This is a genomic window from Streptomyces sp. NPDC022552 (assembly GCF_055561875.1).
Genome location: NZ_JBVHGJ010000012.1, coordinates 79,850 through 102,080, shown reverse-complemented (window position 1 = coordinate 102,080; position 22,231 = coordinate 79,850). Strand labels below are relative to the sequence as shown.

The following is a 22,231-nucleotide window of genomic DNA, read 5'->3' as shown; positions in this document are numbered from 1 at the left end:
CCCGGGCGCTGTCGGTACCACGGCAGGCGCCTGACCTCGTGAGCGGCGTTCCCGTCGGCGTCAGCGCGCCCCGGCGGCGAGGGTCTCGACGGCCGTCGTGGCGAAGTCGTGGTCCTGGGCAGGTGCGCCGCCGCCGACGCCGATGGCTCCGATGAGCCGGCCCTCGCGGTGGACCGGCAGTCCGCCGGCGATGAAGAGCAGCGGACGGTCCAGGGCCGTGGTGAGGCTGTGGAACGGGCCGTCGGGCTTGACCAGGTCGACGAGGTCGACGGTCGGGGCGTTCAGCTGGAGGGCCGTGTAGGCCTTGCGGGTGCTGGTCTCGCCGGAGATCAGGACGGCGCGGTCGTCGCGGCGGAAGGCGAGCAGGTGGCCGCCCGCGTCCAGGACGGTGACGCTGACGGTGACTCCGGCGGCCTCGGCGGCGCTGCGGGCCGCGGTGAGCAGGATCTCGGCGTCCTGCGTGCTCAGCGGGGTGACGGCGGCGGTGGTGGTGCTCACGGTGGTGTCTTCCTTCATCAGGGGGAGGGATCTTCGGGGTACGGGGGTCAGTGCAGCCCGGCCGGTACCGGCGGGGCTGCTGCCGGGACCTGGCCGGCCTCGGCGCGGGGCGACGCGGCGGCGGCCCGGGTCCGCCGGTCCAGGAACGCGGCGAGGAAGGCCAGCAGCAGGGCGGTTCCGGAGAGCAGCGCGCCGACCCAGTTCGGGGCGGTGAAGCCGAGGCCCGAGGCGATGACGACACCGCCGAGCCAGGCGGCCAGGGCGTTGCCGAGGTTGAAGGCGCCGATGTTGGCGGCCGACGCGAGGGTCGGGGCCTGCTTCGCCTGGTCCAGGACCCACTTCTGCAGCGGGGGCACGGTGGCGAAGCCCAGCGCGCCGATCAGGGTGAGCGTGATCGCGGCGAGGACCTTGTTGTGGGCGGTGGCCGTGAAGGTCAGCAGCGTCAGGGAGAGCGCGCCGAGGGAGACGAACAGCATGGGCATCAGGGCGCGGTCGGCGAACTTCCCGCCGAGCAGGTTGCCGAGGAACATACCGATGCCGAAGAGGACGAGCAGCCAGGTCACGGCGCCTTCGCTGTAGCCGGCGACGTCGGTCATCATCGGGGTGATGTACGTGACGGCTGCGAACACGCCTCCGTAGCCGAGGACGGTCATCGCCATGGCGAGCCATACCTGGACGTTCTTGAAGGCGGCGAACTCGGTGCGGACGCCCGAGGTCTCCGGCCGGCCCATCTCCGGCACGAGCTTGGCCACGCCGAGGAAGCCCAGCACGCCGAGGGCGGCGACGATGGTGAAGGTGACGCGCCAGCCGGCCGCCTGGCCGATGTAGGTGCCGAGCGGGACGCCGACGACGTTGGCGACGGTCAGGCCCATGAACATCAGCGAGATCGCGGACGCCTTCTTCTCCGGGGCGACCAGGCCCGCGGCGACGACCGAACCGATGCCGAAGAACGCGCCGTGGGCGAGGGAGGCCACGATCCGGCCGATCAGCATCATGCCGAAGGACGGGGCGACGGCGGAGAGCAGATTGCCGACGATGAAGAGGCCCATCAGGAAGAGGAGCATCTTCTTGCGGGACACCTTGGTGCCGAGCGCCGTGAGGAGCGGGGCGCCGAACACGACACCGAGGGCGTAGCCGGTCACCAGCCAGCCGGCCGTGGGAATGGTGACACCGAAGTCGCCGGCGACCTGGGGCAGCACGCCCATGATCACGAACTCGGTGGTGCCGATCCCGAAGGCCCCGATGGCCAGGGCCAGGAGCGCGAGAGGCATGGCGAAGCACCTTCCAGAAATGTTTGCAGGGGGGTCTTGCGTGCTTCGACAATAGTTGCAGACGCTGGCTAAGTGCAAGCGGAGGATATTGCGTGAGGTGGATACCTCCGTGTGCAGTGATCTGTGTCTCGCCCGGCGCAAGGAAGGGAGGCTGGCCGCCGGGAACCGCCCGCGGCACCTCGTGTTCACCTCGGGTGTGCCGGAAGACCGCCTCCTGATCGGATTCGAGTCGCTCGGCTCGGCGGTAATGGCCCTCTGCCGGTGACGTGGACGTGAACACCGGGCCCACGCGTAACCGCGCGCCGCGCGACACACCCCGGAGGACGTGTGCCCCCTGCTGCCGAGACCGTGCCCGATCAGGGCGAAGGCGCGCGCACCGGGGGCGAGCCGCCCGGTGCGGCGAACGGGACGAGGAACCGCCCGCAGCGCTACCTCGGCCGGGCCCGGCACAGCATCCGCGTACGTGCGGCCACCGCGGCAGCCCTGCTGACCTGTCTCGTCTTCTGCCTCGGCACCCGGCTCGCCGGCAGCTATCCGTTCGGCCCCACCACCCGCAACACCGTCGACCTCGGCCAGCAGTACCTGCCGTTCCACGCCCATTGGCGCAAGGTCCTGCTCGGCGAGGCGGACGGCGACCTGTTCCTCAACTGGAGCGCCGGCTTCGGATCGAACTTCCTCGGTGACTACGGCACGTACCTGAGCAGCCCGTTCGACCTGATGGTCGTCTTCTTCCCGGCCGACCGCACGGAACTCGCCCTCTACGTCATCACCGCCGCCAAGATCACCGCCGCTGGTGCGGCCATGGCGGTCCTGCTCCTCAGGCTGCGCCGCGGGCCCTGGCAGGTGGCCGCCGTCCTGGGCGCGGCATACGCGCTGTGCGGCTGGACCCTCAACTACGGCGCCACCGTGCCGATGTGGCTCGACGGACTGCTCGCCTTCCCCCTGCTCTGCCTGGTGGGGGAGTGGGCCCGCACCGCGCGCCGCCCGGTCCTCGGCCCGCTCGTCGTCGCCCTCGCCTGGTTCGCCAACTTCTACACGGCGTACATGGCGACCCTCGGCGCAGCCGTCGTCCTGACCGTCCGTCTGCTCACGGCCGACACGACGGCCCGCAGGCGCCTGTCCGGACTGCTGCGCGCCTCCCGCTCCGTGCTCCTCGGCATCGGTCTCGCGGCCCCGCTCATCCTGGTGATCTTCCTGGCCACCCGGATCGCCGACCCGACCCCCGAGGTGACGTTCACCCCCGTCGCCTGGACCGAGGTGTTCGCCCGGCTGCTCCCCGCCACGGCCAGTGTCGCCACCCCCGCCCTCTTCATCGGCACCCCGGCCCTCGCGCTCGCGCTGACGCTGCCGTTCAACACCACCGTTGCGCCCCGGATCCGTATCGCCTGGACGGCCGCGATCTGCCTGGTCGCGCTCTCGCTCCAGTGGGGCCCCACCCACCTCCTCTGGCACGCGGGCGCCTCGCCCAACGGACTTCCGTACCGCCAGACCTTCGTGCTCTGCGGGCTGCTGCTGATCGCGGCCTGGCTCTCCACCACCCGCGGACTGCCCCCGCTGCCCGCGCTCCTCGGCGCCGCCGCACTCCTCGCCGCCCTGGCCTTCGGGGCCCGCGACAGCCTCGTCGTCGACCGCTGGACCTACCCCGCCTTCGCCGCCGCCCTGGCCCTCGCGGTGCTCGCCGCCGTCGCCGCCCTGCTCGCCCGGCGGTACGCGGTCGGCGCCAGGGCCCTGCCGGCCCTGGCGGTCGGCCTCCTCGTCGTGGCCCAGGCCGGGGAGACCGCGCTCACGGGCGGCAGGATCGCCGAGCAGGAGCTGAGCAGGGTCCAGTGGAACCCGCGCGTCGGACCCTGGCAGGAGGGCATGGCGCGCACCGTGGAGGCGAAGAACGCCTGGCCGCGCCACCGGACGGATCCGGGCGAACTGCCGGGCGGCAACGACGTCCTGCTCGTCGGCGGCCAGGGAGCCGAGTACTACTCCAGCCTCACCGCGGACACGTACGCGCGCACCACCTCCGCCCTCGGCTTCGGCTTCTGGGCCAAGGGCCGCCACCCGGTCAGCCTCGACAACCCGGTCACCGACGCGATCTTCTCCATCGGCACCCGGATGCGCTCCACACCCTCGGCGCCCGTCACACCGGACACCCTGCCCGAGGGCGCGATCACGGTCACCGACACGCCCGTGCCGCCGCTGGTCACGGTCCGCCCGGACGTGAAGCTCCCCGCGCGGGACGCCGCCTTCGGCGACTCCCCGTTCGCCAACCAGGAGCTGCTGCTCGGCTCGGCGGTGTACACCATGCCGGACCGGGTGCGCGGTACGGACGGTCCCGGCGGTGTCACCACGCTGACGGCCTCCTGCCCCGCGGGCAGCCAACTCTGGCTCTGGGCACCCGAACTCAAGGGGACGGCCGCCCAGACCGGACGCCCGCCCGTGACCTTCTTCGGCGGACTGCCGTCCGTACAGGGGCCGATGCAGACGCTCGGCACGGTCCCGGCGTCCGGCGCCGTACGGATCGAACTGCGCGGCAACGCGCGGGCCGCGTCCCTGCCACGGCAGCCCGTCGGCTGCCTGGACAAGGAGCGCCTCGACACCGCCGTGCGGAAGCTGACGGCGACCGGAGCCACCTCCGTGCGCGTCTCCGGTCACACGCTCACCGCCGAACTCCCCCCGGGCAGCACGGGAACCGCCCTCATCGCGGCCCCGCGCATCTCCGGCTGGAGCTGTGCCGCCGGGGACGCCTCGCCGGCCCCCGCGCAGCGGTACCTCGGCCTCCTGGCCGTCCCGATCGACTCCACGACGACCTCGGTCAGCTGCACCTTCCGGCCCCCGGGACTGCGCATCGGCGGCGCGATCGCCGCCATATCGCTCCTCGCCCTTCTCGCGCTCGGCTTCCGGCACCGGTTTGCGCGCAGGGCGACAAGAGTTCACCTGGAGTGCACATCGGGCTCCACCGGGGGGACATAGCGGTGGATACGCTGCCCGCCTGGCAGGCGTCCGCCCTGGTGAACACCGTGAGCCGAGTCGCCTGAGTGATCGATTGCTTGTCAGTACATCTGCTTGAGTGTGGGGAAATCCGAGTGCCGAAGTTGTCCGTCATCGTCCCGTTCCACAATGTCGGGATCTATGCGTCCGACACCATGCGCAGCCTCGCGAACAACGCGGACCCGGATTTCGAGTTCCTGCTGATCGACGACTGCTCGACGGACGAGACGCCCTACGTCCTGGACCGCTGGCAGAGCCGCATCCCGAACGCCAAGGTCATCCGCCACGAGACCAACCTCGGCGTGGCCCAGGCCCGGAACACCGGGATCGACGCGGCCACCGGCGACCACATCACCTTCCTCGACGGCGACGACTGGTACGCCCCCGGCCATCTGCGCGGCATGGTCCGCGGCATCGAGACCCTCGGCTGCGACTTCGCCCGCACCGACCACGTGCTGTCCACCGGCACGAAGCGCGCCATCCGGTACGCCCCCGCCAAGCAGCGCGAGACGGTGATGGATCCGCGCGACGGCATCGCGCCCGCCAGCATGGTGACGATGGTCGACTACCCCTTCGTCCCCTTCGGCATCTACAGCGGCCGGCTCTTCGAGAACGGCGCCTCCCGCTTCGAGACGAAGCTGCGCACCGCCGAGGATCGGCTCTGGATCTGGCGCCTCCACCTGAAGGCCACCACCTACGCGGCCCTCAACCTGCACGGAGTCTTCTACCGGCGCGGCGTCACCACCTCGCTCACCCAGATCACCGACAACCGCCAGCTCGACTTCATCCCGTCGTACGACCTCCTGCTCGACGAGGTGGCGGCCGACCGCGACGCCGACCGCTTCCTGCCCAAGGCGGTACGCACGTACTGCGCCATGATCGCCTTCCACATGGGCAAGGCCGACCAGTACGAGCCCGCCGTCACCAAGCGGCTCAAGAGGAACGTGGCCGACGCCCTGCGCCGGATGCCGCAGCAGGTGCTCGACGAGACGCTGGCGACGATGGACCCCGCGCGCAGCACCCTGCTCCGCGGCCTGCGCGCCACCGGAAGGACGGCCTGACCCCATGACCACGACGACCGCGAAGAGCGCGACGACCTCGACCGCGCGTATCCAGATCTTCGAGGTGTCCACGCTCTACGGCGCGGCCACCCTCGCGGCGGCGATCGACGCCGGCCAGTTCGGCGCCCCCGACGACGCCCGGCGCATCCTGCTCGTGTCGAACAACGCGGCGATCCCGGAGACCTCGCTGCGCCTGGACACGATGACCGGCTACGACCGGATCGCCTCCCGCTTCGACGAGGTGATCGACTGGAACGAGGCCATCCACCCGCACCACCCCGCCACCTGGGCGCCGCGCCCGGAGGAGGCCCCGCTGTGGCAGCGGGTGTTCCGGACGGCGTGGGAACTGGGCACCGCCCCGGTTGAGTTGATCGTCGAGTCCATCCAGGTCAATCCGGCCAAGGCGCTCGCGGCGGCCTTCGCCGAGAGCACCGTCGACGTCTACGCCGACGGCCTCATGAGCTACGGGCCGACGCGCGAGGAGCTGCCGCAGTCGATCGCCTGCCGGATCGGGCGGCTGCTCCACCTCGACCTGGTGCCCGGCCTGCGCCCCCTGCTGCTCTCCGAGTACGGCGTCGAGCCCGAGCTGGTACCCGACGAGGCGTTCCGCGGGATCCTCTCGGAGATCGCCGAGGCGGCCGACGGCGACCAGCAGGTCACCGCGGCGGTCGAGGCCCAGCCGACGGCCCTGCTGCTCGGCCAGTACCTCGCCTCGCTCTCCATCCTCTCCGCCGACGAGGAGGAAGAGCTGCACATCCGGATGCTGCGCGGTGCCGCGGCCGCCGGGCACACCTCGGTGATCTTCAAGCCGCACCCGACCGCGCCCGCCCGCTACGGCACGGCCCTGCACGAGGCGGCCGAGGAGGCCGGCGTACGGCTGACGGTCCTGGACGGTCCGCTCCTCGCCGAGACCTTCTACGAGCGCTGCCGGCCGACGCTCGTCGTCGGCTGCTTCTCGACCGCGATGGTCACCGCGTCCGTCTACTACGGCGTCCCCGTCGCCCGGGTGGGCACGGACACGGTCCTGGCCCGCCTCACGCCGTACGAGAACAGCAACCGGGTGCCGCTGACCGTCGTGGACCACATCGTGCCCGACCTGGAGACCGGTACGGGACCGGCCGTGCCCGGAGCCGGGCCGGAGACCCTGACGCCGCTGGTCCGGGCCGTGGGCTTCTGCATGCGGTCCAGGCTCCACCCCCTGCTGCGCGACGAGACCGCCGCGTTCCTGGAGAAGCACCGGGGGAACGCGGACATGGCGCGGTACTTCGACGGGCAGCGGCTGGGGACGCTCGGCCTGCCCGGTGGTGATCCGGCCGCCCGGACCGGTGGATCCCGACTGCGCAGGACCCTCACGCGCAGCGGCGGGAGCTGAGCCCGGGTGCCGGTCCGCGGCCGGGTGCCGGTCCGCGGCCGGTCCGAACCCGGTCCCTGTCCGAGCCCGGTCCGAGCCCGGTCCCGGGCTCGCAGGACGGCGTCGGTCAGTTCGCCGAGTGGACGATCGTGAAGACCGCCCCCTCCGGGTCCGCCACCACCGCGCTCCGGCCCGCCGTGCCCTCCCTGGGCGGCCGCAGCACCTGGCCGCCCAGCTCGGTGACGAGACGGGCGGCCGCGTCGGTGTCGGTCACCTCGAAGTACGTCAGCCAGTGCGCGCCCCGGTCGCGGGGGAGCCCGGTGCCTGCGCCGTGCAGGGCCGCCACCGGACGTCCGTCCAGGTGGAGGGTCAGATAGTCGAAGTCGGCGGAGACGACCGGCTCGGCCTCGTACCCGAACACCGTCCGGTAGAACTTGGCGATCGCCGACGTCTCGTACGTCAGGAGCTCGTTCCAGACCGGTGTCCCGGGCGGCCCCGCGGCCGCCGTGCCCCGGTGCAGCCCGGCCTGCCAGACGCCGAACACGGCGCCGACCGGGTCCGAGCAGATCGCCATCCGGCCGGCCTCGCCCGCGTCGAGCGGGCCGACCGCGACCGTGCCGCCGCAGGAGCGGATGGCCTCGGCCGTCTCGTCGGCGTCGTCGGTGGCCAGGTAGGTGGTCCAGGCGACCGGCAGATGCCGGTCGGGAGGCAGCTGGCCGATGCCCGCCACCTCCTTGCCGTCGAGCAGGGCGCGGACGTACGGACCGAGCTGCTGCGGACCGGGCACGAACTCCCAGCCGAAGAGCCCGCCGTAGAACTCCTGCGTCGCGTCAATGCCGTGCACCATCAAGCTCACCCAACAGGGTGTACCGGGTGTGCGCCGAGTCGCCTCGGTCATCGTCACTCTCTCCTCGGACCATCGTCGTGGCCGTGCGGGGGGACCGAGCGTGCGCACGAGCTCGTACGGGCGGGTGGGAGCGGGGCCCTCGGGGCCCGCAGCGGGTACCTGCCCGCCGTTCACCCGCCGTACACGCGCGTCGGTCGCGCGCCCCGTCCAGATGCTCGCACCCCTGAGCGCTTCGCGCGCCACGGCCGCGCCGTCCTGTCGTCGCCGGGTCGTCCCGCCGTCGCCACGGGACGGTCCGGGGAAGGTGGTCCAGGGCAGCGCGGGCTGCGCGAGGATGGCACCCATGAAGCCCATCATCACCGCAGGCGAACTCGCGAGCGATTCGGCCGGGGCCCGGCGCCCGGTCCTCCTGGACGTCCGCTGGCAGCTCGGCGGCCCGCCGGGGCTGCCGGACTACGAGGCCGGGCACATCCCTGGCGCGGTCTATGTCGACCTGGACACGGAACTGGCCGGTCCGCCCGGCCGCGGCGGCCGGCACCCGCTGCCAGACCCGGCGGTCTTCGGCGCGGCGATGCGCCGGGCGGGTGTCTCGGCGGACACCCCGGTCGTCGTCTACGACGGCGGGCTCGGATGGGGCGCCGCCCGGGCGTGGTGGCTGCTGCGCTGGACCGGCCACACGGACGTACGGGTCCTGGACGGGGGCCTCGCGGCGTGGACGGCCGCCGGGAACGAGCTGTCCAAGGAGATCCCGAGCCCCGAGCCGGGCGACTTCGTACCGCACCCGAGCGACGTCGGGCTGCTGGACGGGGACGGGGCGGCGGCTCTTGCCCGCTCCGGACTGCTGCTCGACGCGCGGGCGGCGGAGCGTTACCGCGGCGACGTGGAGCCGATCGATCCGGTCGGAGGCCACATCCCGGGCGCGGTCTCGGCGCCGACGACGGAGAACGTGGACGAGGACGGCCGCTTCCTCCCGGCGGGGGCGCTGGCGGACCGCTTCGCCGCGCTCGGCGCCCGGGAGGACGGCGCGGTCGGCGTGTACTGCGGCTCGGGCGTCTCGGGCGCGCACGAGGTCCTCGCCCTCGCGATCGCGGGCATCCCCTCCGCGCTCTACGCCGGATCGTGGTCGGAATGGTCGAACGACCCTGCCCGCCCGGTCGCCAAGGGCCCGGACCCGCAGTAGTCCCGGCCCGGCGTGGCCGGACCGACCCGCCGCACGGAAGCCCGTGGGAGAAGAGGGGGCCCGCACCGATCCCGGTGCGGGCCCCCTTCTCGTACGGGCGTCAGTCCTGCTTCTTCCTTCGCGTGCCGAAGACGATCTCGTCCCAGCTCGGGACCGCCGCGCGACGGCCCGGGCGGACGCCGTCCGCCTCGGCCTGGCGGTCCGTCGTGCCGGTCAGGCGGTCACGGTGGCCCGAGACCGCGCGCGGCATCAGGACGTCGGCGTAGGCCGAGCCGGCTCCGGCCGAGGCCGCGGGGGCCGGCGGCTCCTCCGCCTCGGGCTCGTCGGTCGGTTCGGTGGAGGTCGGGTCGGCATTCCGGTCGGGGACGACCATGTCGCCACGGAAGCTCGGCACCGCTTCCAGCAGGCTGGTCAGCGAGTCGCGCTCCTCCTCCGGTTCGGGAACCGGAGCCGGACGCTCGATCTGACGGTCGAGCGCGCGGTCCAGCGGCCGGTCGCGCGGCAGCCGGGCGATCCGGGGCACGAACGGGAAGCTCGGCTCCGGCGCGGCGGCGATCGAGTCGTCCGTCTCGCCGATCAGCGCGCGCGCCTCGTCGTCCACGGCCTGGACGAGCCGCCGGGGCGGGTCGTACGTCCAGCTCGCGGTGTGCACCTCGCCCGCCACGCGGTAGACGAGCAGCACCTCCCACGTGCCGTCGTCACGGCGCCAGGAGTCCCACTGCACGGTGTCCTTCTCGGCGCCGCGCAGAAGCAGCCGCTCCTGCACCGCCTCGCCGAGCTGCGGTCCGGTGTTCTCGCCGGGCCGGCGTACGGGTGTCTTGCGGGCCCGCTCGGCCATGAACGCCCGCTCCGCGAGCACGGGCCCCTCGAAGCGCCGTACGCGGTCGACGGGGATCCCGGCGAGCTGGGCGACCTCCTCGGCGGAGGCACCGGCACGTATCCGCGCCTGGATGTCGCGAGGGCGGAGGTGGCTCTCCACCTCGATCTCGATCTGACCGAGACGCGCGCGGTCGTTGCGCACGGCGGCGCGCAGCCGCTCGTCGATCGGAAGCGTGTACTCCGTGCTGTCAGCAGCCTTCAGCACCAGTCGTGTGCCGTCGTTGGAGACGGCCACGACACGCAGTTCGGGCATGGGGACCTCCCGGGTGGTGCCTGCCGACGTCACGTGCGTCGCTGCTTCCGCTAGTCGAGTGTGGCCTGCCCGGGTGCAGCCTGCCACAACCTTGCCGAGTTGCCCGGCGTGTCGGGCCTGGACCCTGGAACGCCGTTATGGCACGGTTACCCATCTGCGACGCAGAGTGACCGACGGTCACGCTCCGCAGCGGGCTACCGCGCGATGCCTTGGCGCCGCCGGTTCGAGTGCCGCTTTCGGCCCCCTCCCCGCGTCCCGGCACCCATGAGGGAGCCGTGACCCAGGGATCGCCACAGTACTCCATTCGGGCCACCTGGGTGGACCGGCGCGCCGCCCAACTTCTCCGGGGGTACGGGAGTTGAGTCTCCGCGATCTCCGCCTCCGCGTGGCGCTCTTCACAGAAACAGCAGAAACGGAACTTTTCCCTTCGCCCATTTGTCCCTTGTGGGTATGGAGCAGGAGAAGAACGGTGGGAAGAAGAAGCTCGATCTGAGCATCGCTCAGGTCTCGGGCTCCGCGGTCGCCGCGGTCGTGGCGGCCAAACTCGCCTCCACGCTCGGCGTGTACGGGACGATCCTGGGCGCGGGTGTGATCAGTGTCATCGCGACCTGCGGCGGCTCGGTCTTCCAGCACCTCTTCAAGCGCACGGGGGAGCAGATACGGGAGGTCGCCGTTCCCGTCGAGCCGTCGAAGGCCCCGGCGCGCCGGGCGGCCCCCGACCGCACCCAGGTGCTCATGACCGTCGGCGGGCCCGCCGCGCCCCCGTACGACGAGGAGTTCGGCCGGGCGACCACGCACGGCACGCGCGTCCGGGGCTGGAAGCGCTCCGCCGTCGGCGCCGCGCTCGTCTTCCTGGTGGCCATGGGAGGCATCACCGCCTACGAACTGATCTCCGATCAGGACTTCAGCGGCACGAAGGGGCGGACCACCTTCGGCTCCGTCGTCCGGGGCGACGGGGAGACCCGGAAGGAGACGCCGTCCGGCGACGAGCCCTCGCTCCAGCAGGGGCGACAGCGGCAGGAGGGCGGCGCCACCACCCCCGTCGGCGACGCGACGCCGGGCGCAGGCGAGAGCACCCCCGACCCCACTCCGACCCCGTCGGGCTCCACCGGCGGCGACCCGATGCCCACGCCGACCCCCACTGCGCCCGCGACGACGACACCGTCCGACCCGACGCCGACCCCGACCCCGCCCGCGACGACGGGCACGCCGTCCACCGGCGCGGGCGCTCCGGAGACCGGGGCGCCCGCCGAATGACCGTCAGGCGCCCAGCACGCGCCGCAGATAGTCGTTGGCGAAGAGCCGGCCGGGGTCGAGCCGGTCGCGCAGCGCCGTGAACTCGGCGAAGCGCGGATAGACCTCGGAGAAGTAGGCCGCGTCCCGGGTGTGCACCTTGCCCCAGTGCGGCCGGCCGCCGTGCGCGGTCATGATGCGCTCCACCGCGGTGAAGTACGCGCGGTGGGGCGTGCCCTTGTAGAGATGCACGGCGATGTACGCCGTCTCCCGGCCCGAGGCCGTGGAGAGCGCGATGTCGTCGGCGGGAGCCGTCCGCACCTCCACCGGGAAGCTCACCTTCAGCGGCGAGCGCTCGACCATCGCCTTCACCTCGCGCAGGGCCGCGACGGCCGCCTCGCGCGGCAGCGCGTACTCCATCTCCACGAAGCGCACCCGGCGCGGGGAGGTGAAGACCTTGTACGGGATGTCGGTGTACGTACGGGCCGACAGCGCGCGGCTGGAGACCTTGGCCAGCGAGGGGATGACCGGCGGTACCGCGCGGCCCAGCGAACAGGCCAGCTGGAAGACCCCGTTGGAGAGCAGCTCGTCGTCGATCCAGGAGCTGACCTTCCCGGGCGGGGCGGCGGGGCCCGCGCTGCGGTTGTTGCGCTTGGTGTTGCAGTTGTCCGTGTGGGGGAACCAGTAGAACTCGAAGTGCTCGTTCTCCGCGTGCAGCGCGTCGAACTCTGCGGTGACCCGGTCGAAGGTCATCGGCTCCTCGCGCGCGGTGAGCAGGAAGACCGGCTCCACGGCGAAGGTGATCGCCGTGACCACGCCGAGCGCGCCGAGGCCGATCCGGGCGGCCGCGAAGACCTCCGGGTTCTCCTTCTCGGAACAGGTCAGCAGCTGCCCGTCCGCGGTGACCAGCTCCAGCTCCCGGATCTGCGCGGCGATCGAGGCCGAGTCGCGACCGGTGCCGTGCGTCCCGGTGGAGGTGGCCCCGGCGACCGTCTGCTCCATGATGTCGCCCATGTTCGTGAGCGACAGGCCCTCACGGGCCAGCGCCACGTTGAGCCGCTTGAGCGGAGTACCGGACTCCACGGTCACGGTCATCGCCTCGCGGTCGATCCGCCGGATGCCCGTCAGCAGGTCGGGGCGGATGAGCACCCCGTCCGTGGCGGCGATGGAGGTGAAGGAGTGGCCGGTCCCGACCGTCTTCACCCGCAGCCCGTCCGCCGCGGCCTTCCTGAGGGCCTCGGCCAACTCGTCGGCCGAGGCGGGGCTCACCTCCCGCGCGGGGCGGGAGGTGACGTTCCCCGCCCAGTTACGCCACGGGCTGCTCGTCGCCCTCGTGCTCGTCCACCGCGTCGTCGGCGTACTGCTCACGCTGCCCCTCCCCTGTCGGCACCGGCCTCCGCAGCCGGCGGTAGCCCAGGAGACCCACCAGGACCGCGAGCGCGCCCGAGACCACGGGCACCACATACGCCGCTTCCGCGCCCGACGCGTCGACGACCCAGCCGGCGGCCGAGGAGCCGAGCGCCACTCCGATGGCCATCCCGGTCCCTGTCCAGGTCATGCCCTCGGTCAGCTTGGTGCGAGGTACGTGCGCTTCGACGAGGGACATCGTGATCACCATCGTCGGTGCGATGGAGAGGCCCGCGACAAAGAGCGCCACGGCCAGCAACGGCAAGTTCCCGGCCAGTAGGAGGGGGATCATACTCACGGCCATCGTGCAGACACCCAGGAGCCATGCGCGGGACGGCTCGCCCTTCAGGTGCAGCAGACCGAAGACGGCGCCGGCCAGGCACGAGCCCAGCGCGTAGACCGCGAGCACCAGGCTGGCGGCGGCCTTGCTGCCCTGTTCCTCGGCGAAGGCCACCGTCACCACGTCGATGGAGCCGAAGATGGCGCCGGTGGCGACGAAGGCGAGGGCCAGGACCTGGAGGCCGGGAGAGCGGAGCGCCGAACCGCCGGAGCTTCCGTCGTGGGGGTGCGGCTTCGGCTCGGTGGCGGTCAGCGAGGTCAGCCAGAAGACGCCGATGGCGAGGAAGACGGCCGCGAAGAGCGGTCCCGCCTCGGGGAACCAGATCGTCGACAGACCGATCGAGATGATCGGGCCGAAGATGAAGCACACCTCGTCGACGATCGACTCCCAGGAGTACGCGGTGTGCAGCCGGCGGGCCTCGCCGCGGTATATCTCCGCCCAGCGGGCCCGGGTCATCGCGCCGAGGCTCGGCACACAGCCGATCACGGCGGTGAAGGCGAACAGGGTCCAGTCGGGGGCGCCCTGCTGGACGCAGAGCAGCAGCCCGGCGGCCGCGGCCAGCGAGACGAGGGTGACCGGGCGCAGCACGCGCCGCTGGCCGTACCGATCGACCAGCCGGGACACCAGCGGGCCCAGCGCGGCGGCGGACATGGCCATGGTCGCCGAGAGTGCGCCCGCGAGGCCGTACCGCCCGGTGACCTGGGAGATCATCGTGACGACGCCGATGCCCATCATGGACAGCGGCATCCGGCCGATGAAACCGGCGACCGAGAACGACCGGGTGCCGGGCGCCGCGAAGATCGCGCGATAGGGACTGGGCAAGGGGATCTCCGGGCGTTTGCTCAACACGTGTAATTAATAGCTAAAGCCTACGGTGTTGAACTCGATGCCGCACCGGCTTTTTCGGCCGGGGCGGGCCGCCCGTCGTCAGCAGGGGTCTCCCCGCCGTAGGCAGGGGAAGGGTGGGAGGATCTGTGCCATGTCCGATCAGCACGATCCCGCACCGTACGACGCCCTCCTGCTGCTCTCCTTCGGCGGCCCCGAGGGCCCGGACGACGTCGTCCCGTTCCTCGAGAACGTCACCCGCGGCCGAGGCATCCCCAAGGAGCGTCTGAAGGAAGTGGGGCAGCACTACTTCCTCTTCGGCGGCGTCAGCCCGATCAACGACCAGAACCGCGCGCTGCTCGACGCGCTGCGTGAGGACTTCGCGGAGGCCGGCCTCGGCCTCCCGGTCTACTGGGGAAACCGGAACTGGGCGCCGTACCTCACCGACACCTTGCGGGAGATGGTCACCGACGGCAGGCGTCACATCGCCGTCCTCACCACCAGCGCCTACGCCTCGTACTCCGGCTGCCGGCAGTACCGCGAGAACCTCGCCGACGCGCTCTCGGAGCTGGAGGCGGAGGGGCTCCCGCTGCCCCGGGTCGACAAGCTCCGGCACTACTTCAACCACCCGGGCTTCGTCGACCCCATGGTCGAGGGCGTGCTCACCTCGCTCGCCGAGCTCGACGAGTCCGTCAGGGCCGGCGCGCATCTCGCCTTCACCACCCACTCCATCCCGGACTCGGCCGCCGACTCCTCGGGTCCCGTCGGTGAGCACGGCGACGGCGGGGCCTACGTGAAGCAGCACCTGGACGTGGCCCGGGTGATCGTCGACGAGGTCCGCCGGAGGACCGGCGTCGAGCACCCCTGGAAGCTCGTCTACCAGTCCCGCAGCGGCGCCCCCCACATCCCCTGGCTGGAACCGGACATCTGCGACCACCTGGAGGAGCTCCACGGCGCCGGGGTCCCGGCCGCCGTCATGGTGCCGATCGGCTTCGTCTCCGACCACATGGAGGTCCTCTACGACCTCGACACCGAGGCCACCGCCAAGGCCGCCGAGCTGGGCCTTCCGGTGCGGCGCTCGGCGACCGTCGGGGCCGACCCCCGGTTCGCCGCGGCCGTACGGGACCTCGTCCTGGAGCGCGCGGCGAGCGAGCGCGGTGTCCGCGTCGAGCGCTGCGCCCTCGGCGCCCTCGGACCCTCCCACGACCTCTGTCCGATCGGCTGCTGCCCCGCTCGGGCGGAGCGGCCCGCGGCGGCCGGCGCCGACAGCCCGTACGCCTGAGGAGCCCCTGTGACCGAGCCCGTGAACCCCGCCCCGACCGGCGCCCCGGACCCCGCCCTGCTGACCGAACTGCTCGACCTCGCCCTGGAGGCCGGGCGCCGGGCCGGCGCGCTGCTGCGCGACGGCCGGCCGGACGACCTGACGGTGGCCAGGACCAAGTCCAGTCCCATCGACGTCGTCACCGAGATGGACATCGCCGCGGAGAAGCTGATCACCGGCTTCCTCGCCGAGCACCGGCCGGACGACGGCTTCCTCGGCGAGGAGGGCGCCGCCAGCCCCGGCACCAGCGGGGTCCGCTGGGTGATCGACCCGCTCGACGGGACGGTGAACTACCTGTACGGCCTCCCCACCTGGGCGGTCTCCATCGCCGCCGAGCTGCACGGCGAGACCGTCGTCGGCGTGGTCGAGGCGCCGATGCGGAGCGAGACGTACCGGGCGGTGCTCGGCGGCGGAGCCCACCTCGGGGGCCGCCGCCTCGCGGTCCGTCCCGCGCCGCCGCTCGACCAGGCGCTGATCTCCACCGGCTTCGCCTACGTCCAGACCCGCCGCGCCCACCAGGCCGACGTCGCCCAGCGGATGATCCCGCGCCTGCGCGACATCCGGCGCGGCGGGTCGGCCGCGATCGACCTCTGCGACGTCGCCGCGGGCCGGCTCGACGGCTACTACGAGCGCGGCCTCAACCCCTGGGACCTCGCCGCCGGGGACCTGATCGCCCGGGAGGCGGGCGCCCTGACCGGTGGACGCCCCGGAGAGCGCCCCTCGGGCGATCTGGCCATCGCCGCCCCGCCCGGCGTCTTCGAGCCCCTCCAGCAGCTCCTGGAGGAGCTCGGCGCCTGGCACGACTGAGCCCACCGCGGCGGCCGCGGCCCCGCAGACGTGAAGAGGCCCCGGTGTCGGCGACACCGGGGCCTCTTCAGAGTCAGGGGTCAGGCGCTGGCGGCGCCGACCTCCACGCCGTGCTCGGCGGCGAGTCGGTGCAGGTCCTCGAGCTCGGCCTGCTCGACCTCCGCGAGGAAGTCGTCGCCCGTCTCGCGTGCCCGTGTGAGGTCGGTCTGCGCGGTCCTTATGCGCTGCAGCAGTCCTGCGGTGAAAGCGTCCATCGTGCGCCCCCTCGTCATGGGTCGGTGGCACGGGGGTGTGCCGAGGGTGGGTGGATCACACGCTGCTACCTCTGGGGGGACAGAGCGGGCATGTGGCGTGCCACGTACGTGCCACATACAGGGCGTGATCACGGGGTGTGCAGACGTCCTCCCCAGGAGTTTCCTCACAGAAACCTCAACTGGCCCGTGAAGTCAGGTGAATTCTTCGCACGCCCCCTCCGACCCCGCCCGCGCTTCCACGCGCCCCCGGCCCTTCCAGGAGCCCCTCCCTCCCCGCCCGTACGCCGCCTTACAGCCGGTTTACGCGCGTACCGGGCAGGATGGACACGCACAGTCAGTGCTCACCATCGCCCGGTCCGCATCAGTGGCAGGGGCCCGTAGGAAGGAATGACCGACGTGCGCGTACTCGTCGTCGAGGACGAGCAGCTGCTCGCCGATGCGGTGGCCACCGGACTGCGCCGGGAGGCCATGGCCGTCGACGTCGTGTACGACGGCGCCGCAGCCCTGGAGCGGATCGGGGTGAACGACTACGACGTGGTCGTCCTCGACCGCGACCTCCCGCTGGTCCACGGTGACGACGTCTGCCGGAAGATCGTCGAGCTGGGCATGCCCACCCGCGTCCTGATGCTCACCGCCTCCGGTGACGTCAGCGACCGCGTGGAGGGTCTGGAACTGGGCGCCGACGACTACCTCCCGAAGCCCTTCGCCTTCACCGAGCTCACCGCGCGCGTGCGCGCGCTCGGCCGGCGCACCACCGTGCCGCTGCCGCCCGTCCTGGAGCGCGCCGGCATCAAGCTCGACCCGAACCGCCGCGAGGTCTTCCGCGAGGGCAAGGAGGTCCAGCTCGCCCCGAAGGAGTTCGCCGTCCTGGAGGTCCTGATGCGCAGCGAGGGCGCGGTCGTCTCGGCCGAGCAGCTCCTTGAGAAGGCCTGGGACGAGAACACGGACCCGTTCACCAACGTCGTACGGGTCACGGTGATGACCCTGCGCCGGAAACTGGGCGAGCCGCCGGTCATCGTGACCGTGCCCGGCTCCGGCTACCGGATCTGACCCCGTGGCCGCTACCCCGGCGCCGCCACAGGCGCCCCCGAAGCCGACCTGGGACCCCCGGGACCCTGTCAGGCCCCTGCTCCGTCCGACGATCCGCATACGGCTCACGCTGCTGTACGGCGGAATGTTCCTGATCGCCGGCATCCTGCTGCTGTCGATCATCTACCTCTTCACCGCGCAGGCGCTCGGCGACAGCGCCTCCGAGCTGCCCTTCAAGGTCGTCAAGGGCGAGGTCCAGCCGACCACCTCCTGGTGCCAGCTGCCCGCCACGGGCACCGGGGAGCAGCTCAACGAGGCCGTCTCCGCCTGTCTCCAGCACCAGCGGGACCTGGCCCTGGACGACCTCCTGCGCCGCTCGCTCTTCGCTCTCCTGGGCCTGAGCATCATCGCCTTCGCCTTCGGCTACGCCATGGCGGGCCGGGTGCTCTCTCCGCTGGGCCGGATCACCCGGACCGCCCGCCAGGTGGCCGGATCCGACCTCGCCCGCCGGATCGAGCTGGACGGCCCGGACGACGAGCTGAAGGAGCTCGCCGACACCTTCGACGAGATGCTGGAGCGCCTGGAGCGCGCCTTCACCGCCCAGCAGCGGTTCGTCGCCAACGCCTCGCACGAGCTGCGCACGCCGCTGGCGATCAACCGCACGCTCCTGGAGGTCCACCTCTCCGACCCCGGCGCGCCCGTCGAGCTCCAGCAGCTCGGCAAGACCCTGCTCGCCACCAACGAGCGCAGCGAGCAGCTGGTGGAGGGCCTGCTGCTGCTGGCCCGCAGCGACAACCAGATCGTCGAGCGCAAGCCGGTCGACCTGGCGGAGGTCGCCTCGCGCGCCGTCGACCAGGTGCACGCGGAGGCCGAGTCCAAGGGCGTGGAGATCCGCGGCGAGTGCGGGCCTGCCGTCGTCCAGGGCAACGGCGTCCTGCTGGAGCGGATCGCCCTGAACCTGGTCCAGAACGCCGTGCGGTACAACGTGGCCGAGGGAGGCTGGGTCGAGGTCACCACCGAGACCGAGCACGGCCAGGCGCTCCTGGTCGTCTCGAACACGGGTCCCGTCGTTCCCGCGTACGAGATCGACAACCTCTTCGAGCCGTTCAGACGGCTGCGGCAGGAGCGCACCGGAAGCGACAAGGGCGTCGGTCTCGGCCTGTCGATCGCGCGTTCCGTCGCGCGCGCCCACGGTGGCCGTATCATCGCGGAGCCCCGCGAAGGCGGCGGTCTCGTGATGCGTGTCACTCTCCCGATCTGACACACTTCGGGTACCAGCCGGTTCCGTTCGCTTTGCGCGGAATTTCGGATCCCGTTCCTGAGACGCTCATGTGTGATCGATCACAGGGGCGCGCATCCGGCGCTCCACTCTCCGTGATCGAGAAATCCATGGGAAAACCCGGAAAAGTCCGGGTTTCCGGGGCTCTGGATGACGGGAAGTACACGGGGTGGCGCCCGTGAAGGACGGCAGGAGGACCGTGTACGGTCCCGTTCGCCACCCAAAGCCGATCACTCGTGAGAGGGCCGGTTGGGTGTCGATTGAGTAACAGACCTTGATGTGAGGCAAAATCTCCGCCTCAGGTCGGGCACAAGTCCGGCCTCTCACGCGTTACGTGCGCTGGAGACACCGCAACCACCCAGAGGGGGAGAGCGACATGGCAACGGATTACGACACCCCACGCAAGACCGACGACGACGTCGATTCGGACAGCCTTGAGGAACTGAAGGCCCGCCGGAACGACAAGTCGACCTCGACGGTCGACGTCGACGAGTTCGAGGCCGCCGAAGGCCTGGAGCTGCCCGGCGCGGACCTCTCGAACGAGGAGCTCGCCGTACGGGTCCTGCCGAAGCAGGCCGACGAGTTCACCTGCATGAGCTGCTTCCTCGTGCACCACCGCAGCCAGCTGGCTCGTGAGAAGAACGGTCAGCCGATCTGCCGCGACTGCGACTGAGACCGGTCGGCCGTGGCAGGCGACGACACACCTTCTCGGAAGCGTCGCTTCCGGCTTCCCAGGAAGCCGGAGGCGAACCAGGGCGGCAACGAGGCGGCGGAAGGTGCCCAGGAGGCACCGGAAGCCGAGGAGACCGCCCTCCTGCCCTCTCTCGGCGCACGTGACGACGAGCGAGGCCGCTCGGCCTCGCTCGAAGCGGCCACGCCCGGCACACCCGTGTCCGGTACGTCCGCGACCGAAGCATCCGCGACACCGGTACCGGTGGAGCGGGGCGGACGCCGTCGCGGCGCCGTGAAGCGCGTCGCCGATCCGGCGCGCGCCCAGCTGGACCGTATGAAGCTCGACCGCGCGCGGATCGACGCCGTCAAACGCGGCGTGAAGCGTGGCGGTGAGAGCGCCAAGGCCGGCATCGGCTATCTCGCCGACCGGATCATCGAGATCGCCCCCCGCGTACCGGTCCGGGACCTGGCGACCCTGCGCAAGCACTTTCCCGGGCTCGGCCCCGAGCAGATCGCCGACAAACTCATCGCGGGCGCCTGCAACGCCAGCTCGACCGTCGGCGCCGGCATCGGAGCGGCCGCGATGCTGCCCGTGCCCCCCGCCATGCCCGCGGAACTCGCCGCGGAGATCACCGGAGTCGCCGCGATCGAGCTCAAGCTCGTCGCCGAGCTGCACGAGGTGTACGGGCTCAGGCCGCCCGGCGCGCTCACACAGCGGTCGACGGCCTATCTGACGTCCTGGACCGAGGAGCGGGGCATCGACCCCGCGAAGCCGATGACGGTCAACGCGGCACTGGGCGGGCAGTTCAAGCGCGAGCTGCGCCAGCAGATCATGAAGCGCATGGTGCGCAACCTGCCCAACCTGATGCCGTTCATGGTCGGCGCGGCCGTGGGCGCGGTGATGAACCGCCGTGACACCAGGAAGCTCGCCGAGCACGTCCGCAAGGACCTGCGCGCGCGCCAGGTGCCCTGGGAGGCCCTGGAGGGGCTGCCCCCGCTGGAGCAGCCCGAGAACCCCAAGGAGATCGGCTTCTAGGCCTCGGTGCGGGCTCAGGACCCGGTGCGGGCCCAGGACCTGGTGCGGGCCCAGGACCCGGCGCGGGCTCAGGCCTCGTCGCGGGCCGCCTCGACGGCCGCGGCGAGACCCTCCGGGTCGCGGCTGGAGAGGTACACGTACGGCGTCGGGTCCTCGGGGTCCGTGACCTCGATCCGGACCGCCCGCGGCACATAGCTGCGCAGCACCATGAAGGCGCGCGGATCGGCCTTGAACGTGCGCCAGGCCCGCGCCTCCTCCGCGTCGAGCACCTCGGGCGTCCCCAGCGCCGAGACCGGGATCCTGGCCTCACCCGCGACCAGCGAACCGGACACCACCCGGATCCGGGCGGAGCCGTACGAGGAGACGCCCACGGCCGCCAGCGCGCCCGCGGCGATCAGCCCGCCCAGCGCCGGGACCGTACCCAGCGGGAACATGACCAGACCGCCACTGAGGCCCAGCAGAACCGTGATCACCCACCAGGAGCCGGGGGCGGTCAGCCGCTCGTCGAAGCGCGGTGCGGCGGTCGGAGCGGGGGACGAGGGGGAAGGCTGCATGCGTCCAAGCTTGGCACGGCGCGACCTGCGCCTGGCCTCGCGGGTAAGGTCTGCGGCTGTGACCGCAACATCTCCTGCCCTCACCCCGCCGACCGACGCCATACCGCCGGTACGCCACCCCGACGCGCCCGCCCCCGGCGAGCTGCTCGGCGCGCACTATGAGCACTGCTTCGGTTGCGGCGGCGGGCAGCCCCACGGGCTCCATCTGGAGGCCCGGGCCGGCGAGGGCGTGACCGTCACCGCCGAGTTCACCGTGACCCCCGACCACCAGGGCGCCCCCGGCCTCGCGCACGGCGGCGTCCTCGCCACCGCGCTCGACGAGACCCTCGGCTCCCTGAACTGGCTGCTGCGCGTCATCGCCGTCACCGGACGTCTGGAGACCGACTTCGCCCGGCCCGTCCCGGTCGGCACCGTCCTGCACCTGGAGGCCGAGGTCACCGCCGTGCACGGGCGCAAGATCTACTCGACCGCCGTCGGCCGGATCGGCGGGCCGGAAGGCCCCGTCGCGGTCCGTGCCGACGCCCTCTTCATCGAGGTCAAGGTCGACCACTTCATCGACAACGGCCGCCCGGAGGAGATCCGCGCCGCCATGTCCGACCCCGACCAGGTCCGGCGCGCCCGCGCCTTCGAGGTGAACCCCTGATGAGCAACCCTGTCGACGTACTGATCCGCCGTGTGGACCCGGACGTACCGATCCCCGCCTACGGCCACCCCGGCGACGCCGGCGCCGATCTCGTGACCACCGAGGCGGCCGTTCTGGCCCCCGGGGAGCGGGCCGTGCTGCCCACCGGGATCTCCATCGCCCTGCCCGACGGCTACGCCGCGTTCGTGCACCCGCGCTCCGGGCTCGCTGCCAGGTGCGGAGTCGCCCTCGTGAATGCCCCAGGGACGGTGGATGCCGGGTACCGTGGAGAGATCAAGGTGATCGTGGTCAATCTCGACCCGCGTGAGAGCGTGCGGTTCGAACGGTTCGACCGGATTGCCCAACTGGTCGTCCAGCAGGTCGAGAAGGTGCGCTTCCACGAGGTGGCGGAGCTTCCCGGCTCGGCGCGGGCCGAGGGGGGCTTCGGGTCCACCGGCGGTCATTCCGCTGTGGACGGCACAACGGGTGGGAATCGATACGCTTCGGTCGTATCCGACCGGGAAGGACAGTGA

21 protein-coding genes are annotated in these 22,231 nt (G+C 72.0%); 13 read left to right on the top strand and 8 right to left on the bottom strand.

The window, feature by feature from the left end:
* Positions 1 to 60: 60 nt before the first annotated feature.
* Positions 61 to 498, bottom strand: coding sequence for a GlcG/HbpS family heme-binding protein (locus ACZ3OF_RS27365; protein WP_361680424.1), 438 nt, complete (start codon positions 496 to 498; stop codon positions 61 to 63).
* Between the two features lie 47 nt (positions 499 to 545).
* Positions 546 to 1,769, bottom strand: a complete 1,224-nt coding sequence (locus tag ACZ3OF_RS27360) for an MFS transporter (protein ID WP_361680427.1) — start codon at positions 1,767 to 1,769, stop codon at positions 546 to 548.
* A 327-nt stretch (positions 1,770 to 2,096) separates the two neighbouring features.
* Between ACZ3OF_RS27360 and ACZ3OF_RS27355 the strand changes: the two genes are divergently transcribed.
* From ACZ3OF_RS27355 to ACZ3OF_RS27345, 3 genes are all read left to right on the top strand, one after another.
* Entirely contained in the window at positions 2,097 to 4,730 is a 2,634-nt protein-coding gene (locus ACZ3OF_RS27355) for a YfhO family protein (protein ID WP_467307362.1), read from the top strand.
* 113 nt (positions 4,731 to 4,843) lie between these two features.
* Positions 4,844 to 5,809 carry a glycosyltransferase family 2 protein gene (locus tag ACZ3OF_RS27350; RefSeq protein ID WP_361680432.1) on the top strand — a complete coding sequence of 322 codons (966 nt, stop codon included), beginning with the start codon at positions 4,844 to 4,846 and terminating at the stop codon, positions 5,807 to 5,809.
* Between the two features lie 4 nt (positions 5,810 to 5,813).
* Positions 5,814 to 7,181 (top strand): polysialyltransferase family glycosyltransferase, encoded by a 1,368-nt coding sequence (locus tag ACZ3OF_RS27345; protein WP_467307359.1) that lies wholly within the window; start codon positions 5,814 to 5,816, stop codon positions 7,179 to 7,181.
* 106 nt (positions 7,182 to 7,287) lie between these two features.
* On the opposite strand, the gene ACZ3OF_RS27340 is transcribed toward ACZ3OF_RS27345, so the two are convergent.
* Entirely contained in the window at positions 7,288 to 8,058 is a 771-nt protein-coding gene (locus tag ACZ3OF_RS27340; protein WP_361680438.1) for a VOC family protein, read from the bottom strand.
* A 292-nt stretch (positions 8,059 to 8,350) separates the two neighbouring features.
* Here ACZ3OF_RS27340 and ACZ3OF_RS27335 point away from each other — a divergent pair, with 292 nt between their 5' ends.
* Positions 8,351 to 9,187, top strand: a complete 837-nt coding sequence (locus ACZ3OF_RS27335) for a sulfurtransferase (RefSeq protein WP_361680441.1) — start codon at positions 8,351 to 8,353, stop codon at positions 9,185 to 9,187.
* 100 nt (positions 9,188 to 9,287) lie between these two features.
* On the opposite strand, the gene sepH is transcribed toward ACZ3OF_RS27335, so the two are convergent.
* Positions 9,288 to 10,352, bottom strand: a complete 1,065-nt coding sequence (gene sepH / locus ACZ3OF_RS27330; protein ID WP_467307356.1) for a septation protein SepH — start codon at positions 10,350 to 10,352, stop codon at positions 9,288 to 9,290.
* Positions 10,353 to 10,769: 417 nt separating this feature from the next.
* Between sepH and ACZ3OF_RS27325 the strand changes: the two genes are divergently transcribed.
* Positions 10,770 to 11,576: a hypothetical protein gene (locus tag ACZ3OF_RS27325; RefSeq protein ID WP_467307354.1), complete on the top strand. Its 807-nt coding sequence runs from the start codon at positions 10,770 to 10,772 to the stop codon at positions 11,574 to 11,576.
* Between the two features lie 3 nt (positions 11,577 to 11,579).
* On the opposite strand, the gene ACZ3OF_RS27320 is transcribed toward ACZ3OF_RS27325, so the two are convergent.
* Together ACZ3OF_RS27320 and ACZ3OF_RS27315 are read right to left on the bottom strand one after the other, a co-directional pair.
* The gene (locus ACZ3OF_RS27320; RefSeq protein WP_467307352.1) at positions 11,580 to 12,920 is read right to left on the bottom strand and encodes a D-arabinono-1,4-lactone oxidase; all 1,341 of its coding nucleotides are present in this window, start codon (positions 12,918 to 12,920) and stop codon (positions 11,580 to 11,582) included.
* Positions 12,859 to 14,121 carry an MFS transporter gene (locus ACZ3OF_RS27315; protein WP_361680452.1) on the bottom strand — a complete coding sequence of 421 codons (1,263 nt, stop codon included), beginning with the start codon at positions 14,119 to 14,121 and terminating at the stop codon, positions 12,859 to 12,861. Before ACZ3OF_RS27315 ends, ACZ3OF_RS27320 begins: the two co-directional genes overlap by 62 nt.
* Before the next feature lie 157 nt (positions 14,122 to 14,278).
* Between ACZ3OF_RS27315 and ACZ3OF_RS27310 the strand changes: the two genes are divergently transcribed.
* Together ACZ3OF_RS27310 and ACZ3OF_RS27305 are read left to right on the top strand one after the other, a co-directional pair.
* Positions 14,279 to 15,406: a ferrochelatase gene (locus tag ACZ3OF_RS27310; protein WP_361680455.1), complete on the top strand. Its 1,128-nt coding sequence runs from the start codon at positions 14,279 to 14,281 to the stop codon at positions 15,404 to 15,406.
* Between the two features lie 9 nt (positions 15,407 to 15,415).
* Entirely contained in the window at positions 15,416 to 16,252 is an 837-nt protein-coding gene (locus ACZ3OF_RS27305) for an inositol monophosphatase family protein (RefSeq protein ID WP_467307349.1), read from the top strand.
* Positions 16,253 to 16,332: 80 nt separating this feature from the next.
* On the opposite strand, the gene ACZ3OF_RS27300 is transcribed toward ACZ3OF_RS27305, so the two are convergent.
* Positions 16,333 to 16,506, bottom strand: a complete 174-nt coding sequence (locus tag ACZ3OF_RS27300; protein ID WP_260226051.1) for a hypothetical protein — start codon at positions 16,504 to 16,506, stop codon at positions 16,333 to 16,335.
* A 396-nt stretch (positions 16,507 to 16,902) separates the two neighbouring features.
* Here ACZ3OF_RS27300 and ACZ3OF_RS27295 point away from each other — a divergent pair, with 396 nt between their 5' ends.
* From ACZ3OF_RS27295 to ACZ3OF_RS27280, 4 genes are all read left to right on the top strand, one after another.
* Positions 16,903 to 17,556, top strand: coding sequence for a response regulator transcription factor (locus ACZ3OF_RS27295; protein WP_024758527.1), 654 nt, complete (start codon positions 16,903 to 16,905; stop codon positions 17,554 to 17,556).
* A gap of 4 nt (positions 17,557 to 17,560) precedes the next feature.
* Positions 17,561 to 18,796, top strand: a complete 1,236-nt coding sequence (locus tag ACZ3OF_RS27290) for a sensor histidine kinase (protein ID WP_361441823.1) — start codon at positions 17,561 to 17,563, stop codon at positions 18,794 to 18,796.
* 394 nt (positions 18,797 to 19,190) lie between these two features.
* A complete protein-coding gene (locus tag ACZ3OF_RS27285) occupies positions 19,191 to 19,487 on the top strand; it encodes a DUF4193 domain-containing protein (RefSeq protein ID WP_003955561.1) in 297 nt (98 codons plus the stop codon).
* Between the two features lie 12 nt (positions 19,488 to 19,499).
* Positions 19,500 to 20,522 carry a hypothetical protein gene (locus ACZ3OF_RS27280; RefSeq protein WP_361680461.1) on the top strand — a complete coding sequence of 341 codons (1,023 nt, stop codon included), beginning with the start codon at positions 19,500 to 19,502 and terminating at the stop codon, positions 20,520 to 20,522.
* A 68-nt stretch (positions 20,523 to 20,590) separates the two neighbouring features.
* Here the strand turns inward: ACZ3OF_RS27280 and ACZ3OF_RS27275 are convergent, their stop codons facing one another.
* Positions 20,591 to 21,076, bottom strand: a complete 486-nt coding sequence (locus ACZ3OF_RS27275) for a DUF3093 domain-containing protein (RefSeq protein WP_361680464.1) — start codon at positions 21,074 to 21,076, stop codon at positions 20,591 to 20,593.
* Positions 21,077 to 21,134: 58 nt separating this feature from the next.
* Between ACZ3OF_RS27275 and ACZ3OF_RS27270 the strand changes: the two genes are divergently transcribed.
* Positions 21,135 to 21,719 carry a PaaI family thioesterase gene (locus tag ACZ3OF_RS27270; RefSeq protein ID WP_361680467.1) on the top strand — a complete coding sequence of 195 codons (585 nt, stop codon included), beginning with the start codon at positions 21,135 to 21,137 and terminating at the stop codon, positions 21,717 to 21,719.
* Positions 21,719 to 22,231: a dUTP diphosphatase gene (dut, locus tag ACZ3OF_RS27265; RefSeq protein WP_361680470.1), complete on the top strand. Its 513-nt coding sequence runs from the start codon at positions 21,719 to 21,721 to the stop codon at positions 22,229 to 22,231. The genes ACZ3OF_RS27270 and dut overlap by 1 nt, the downstream gene beginning before the upstream one ends.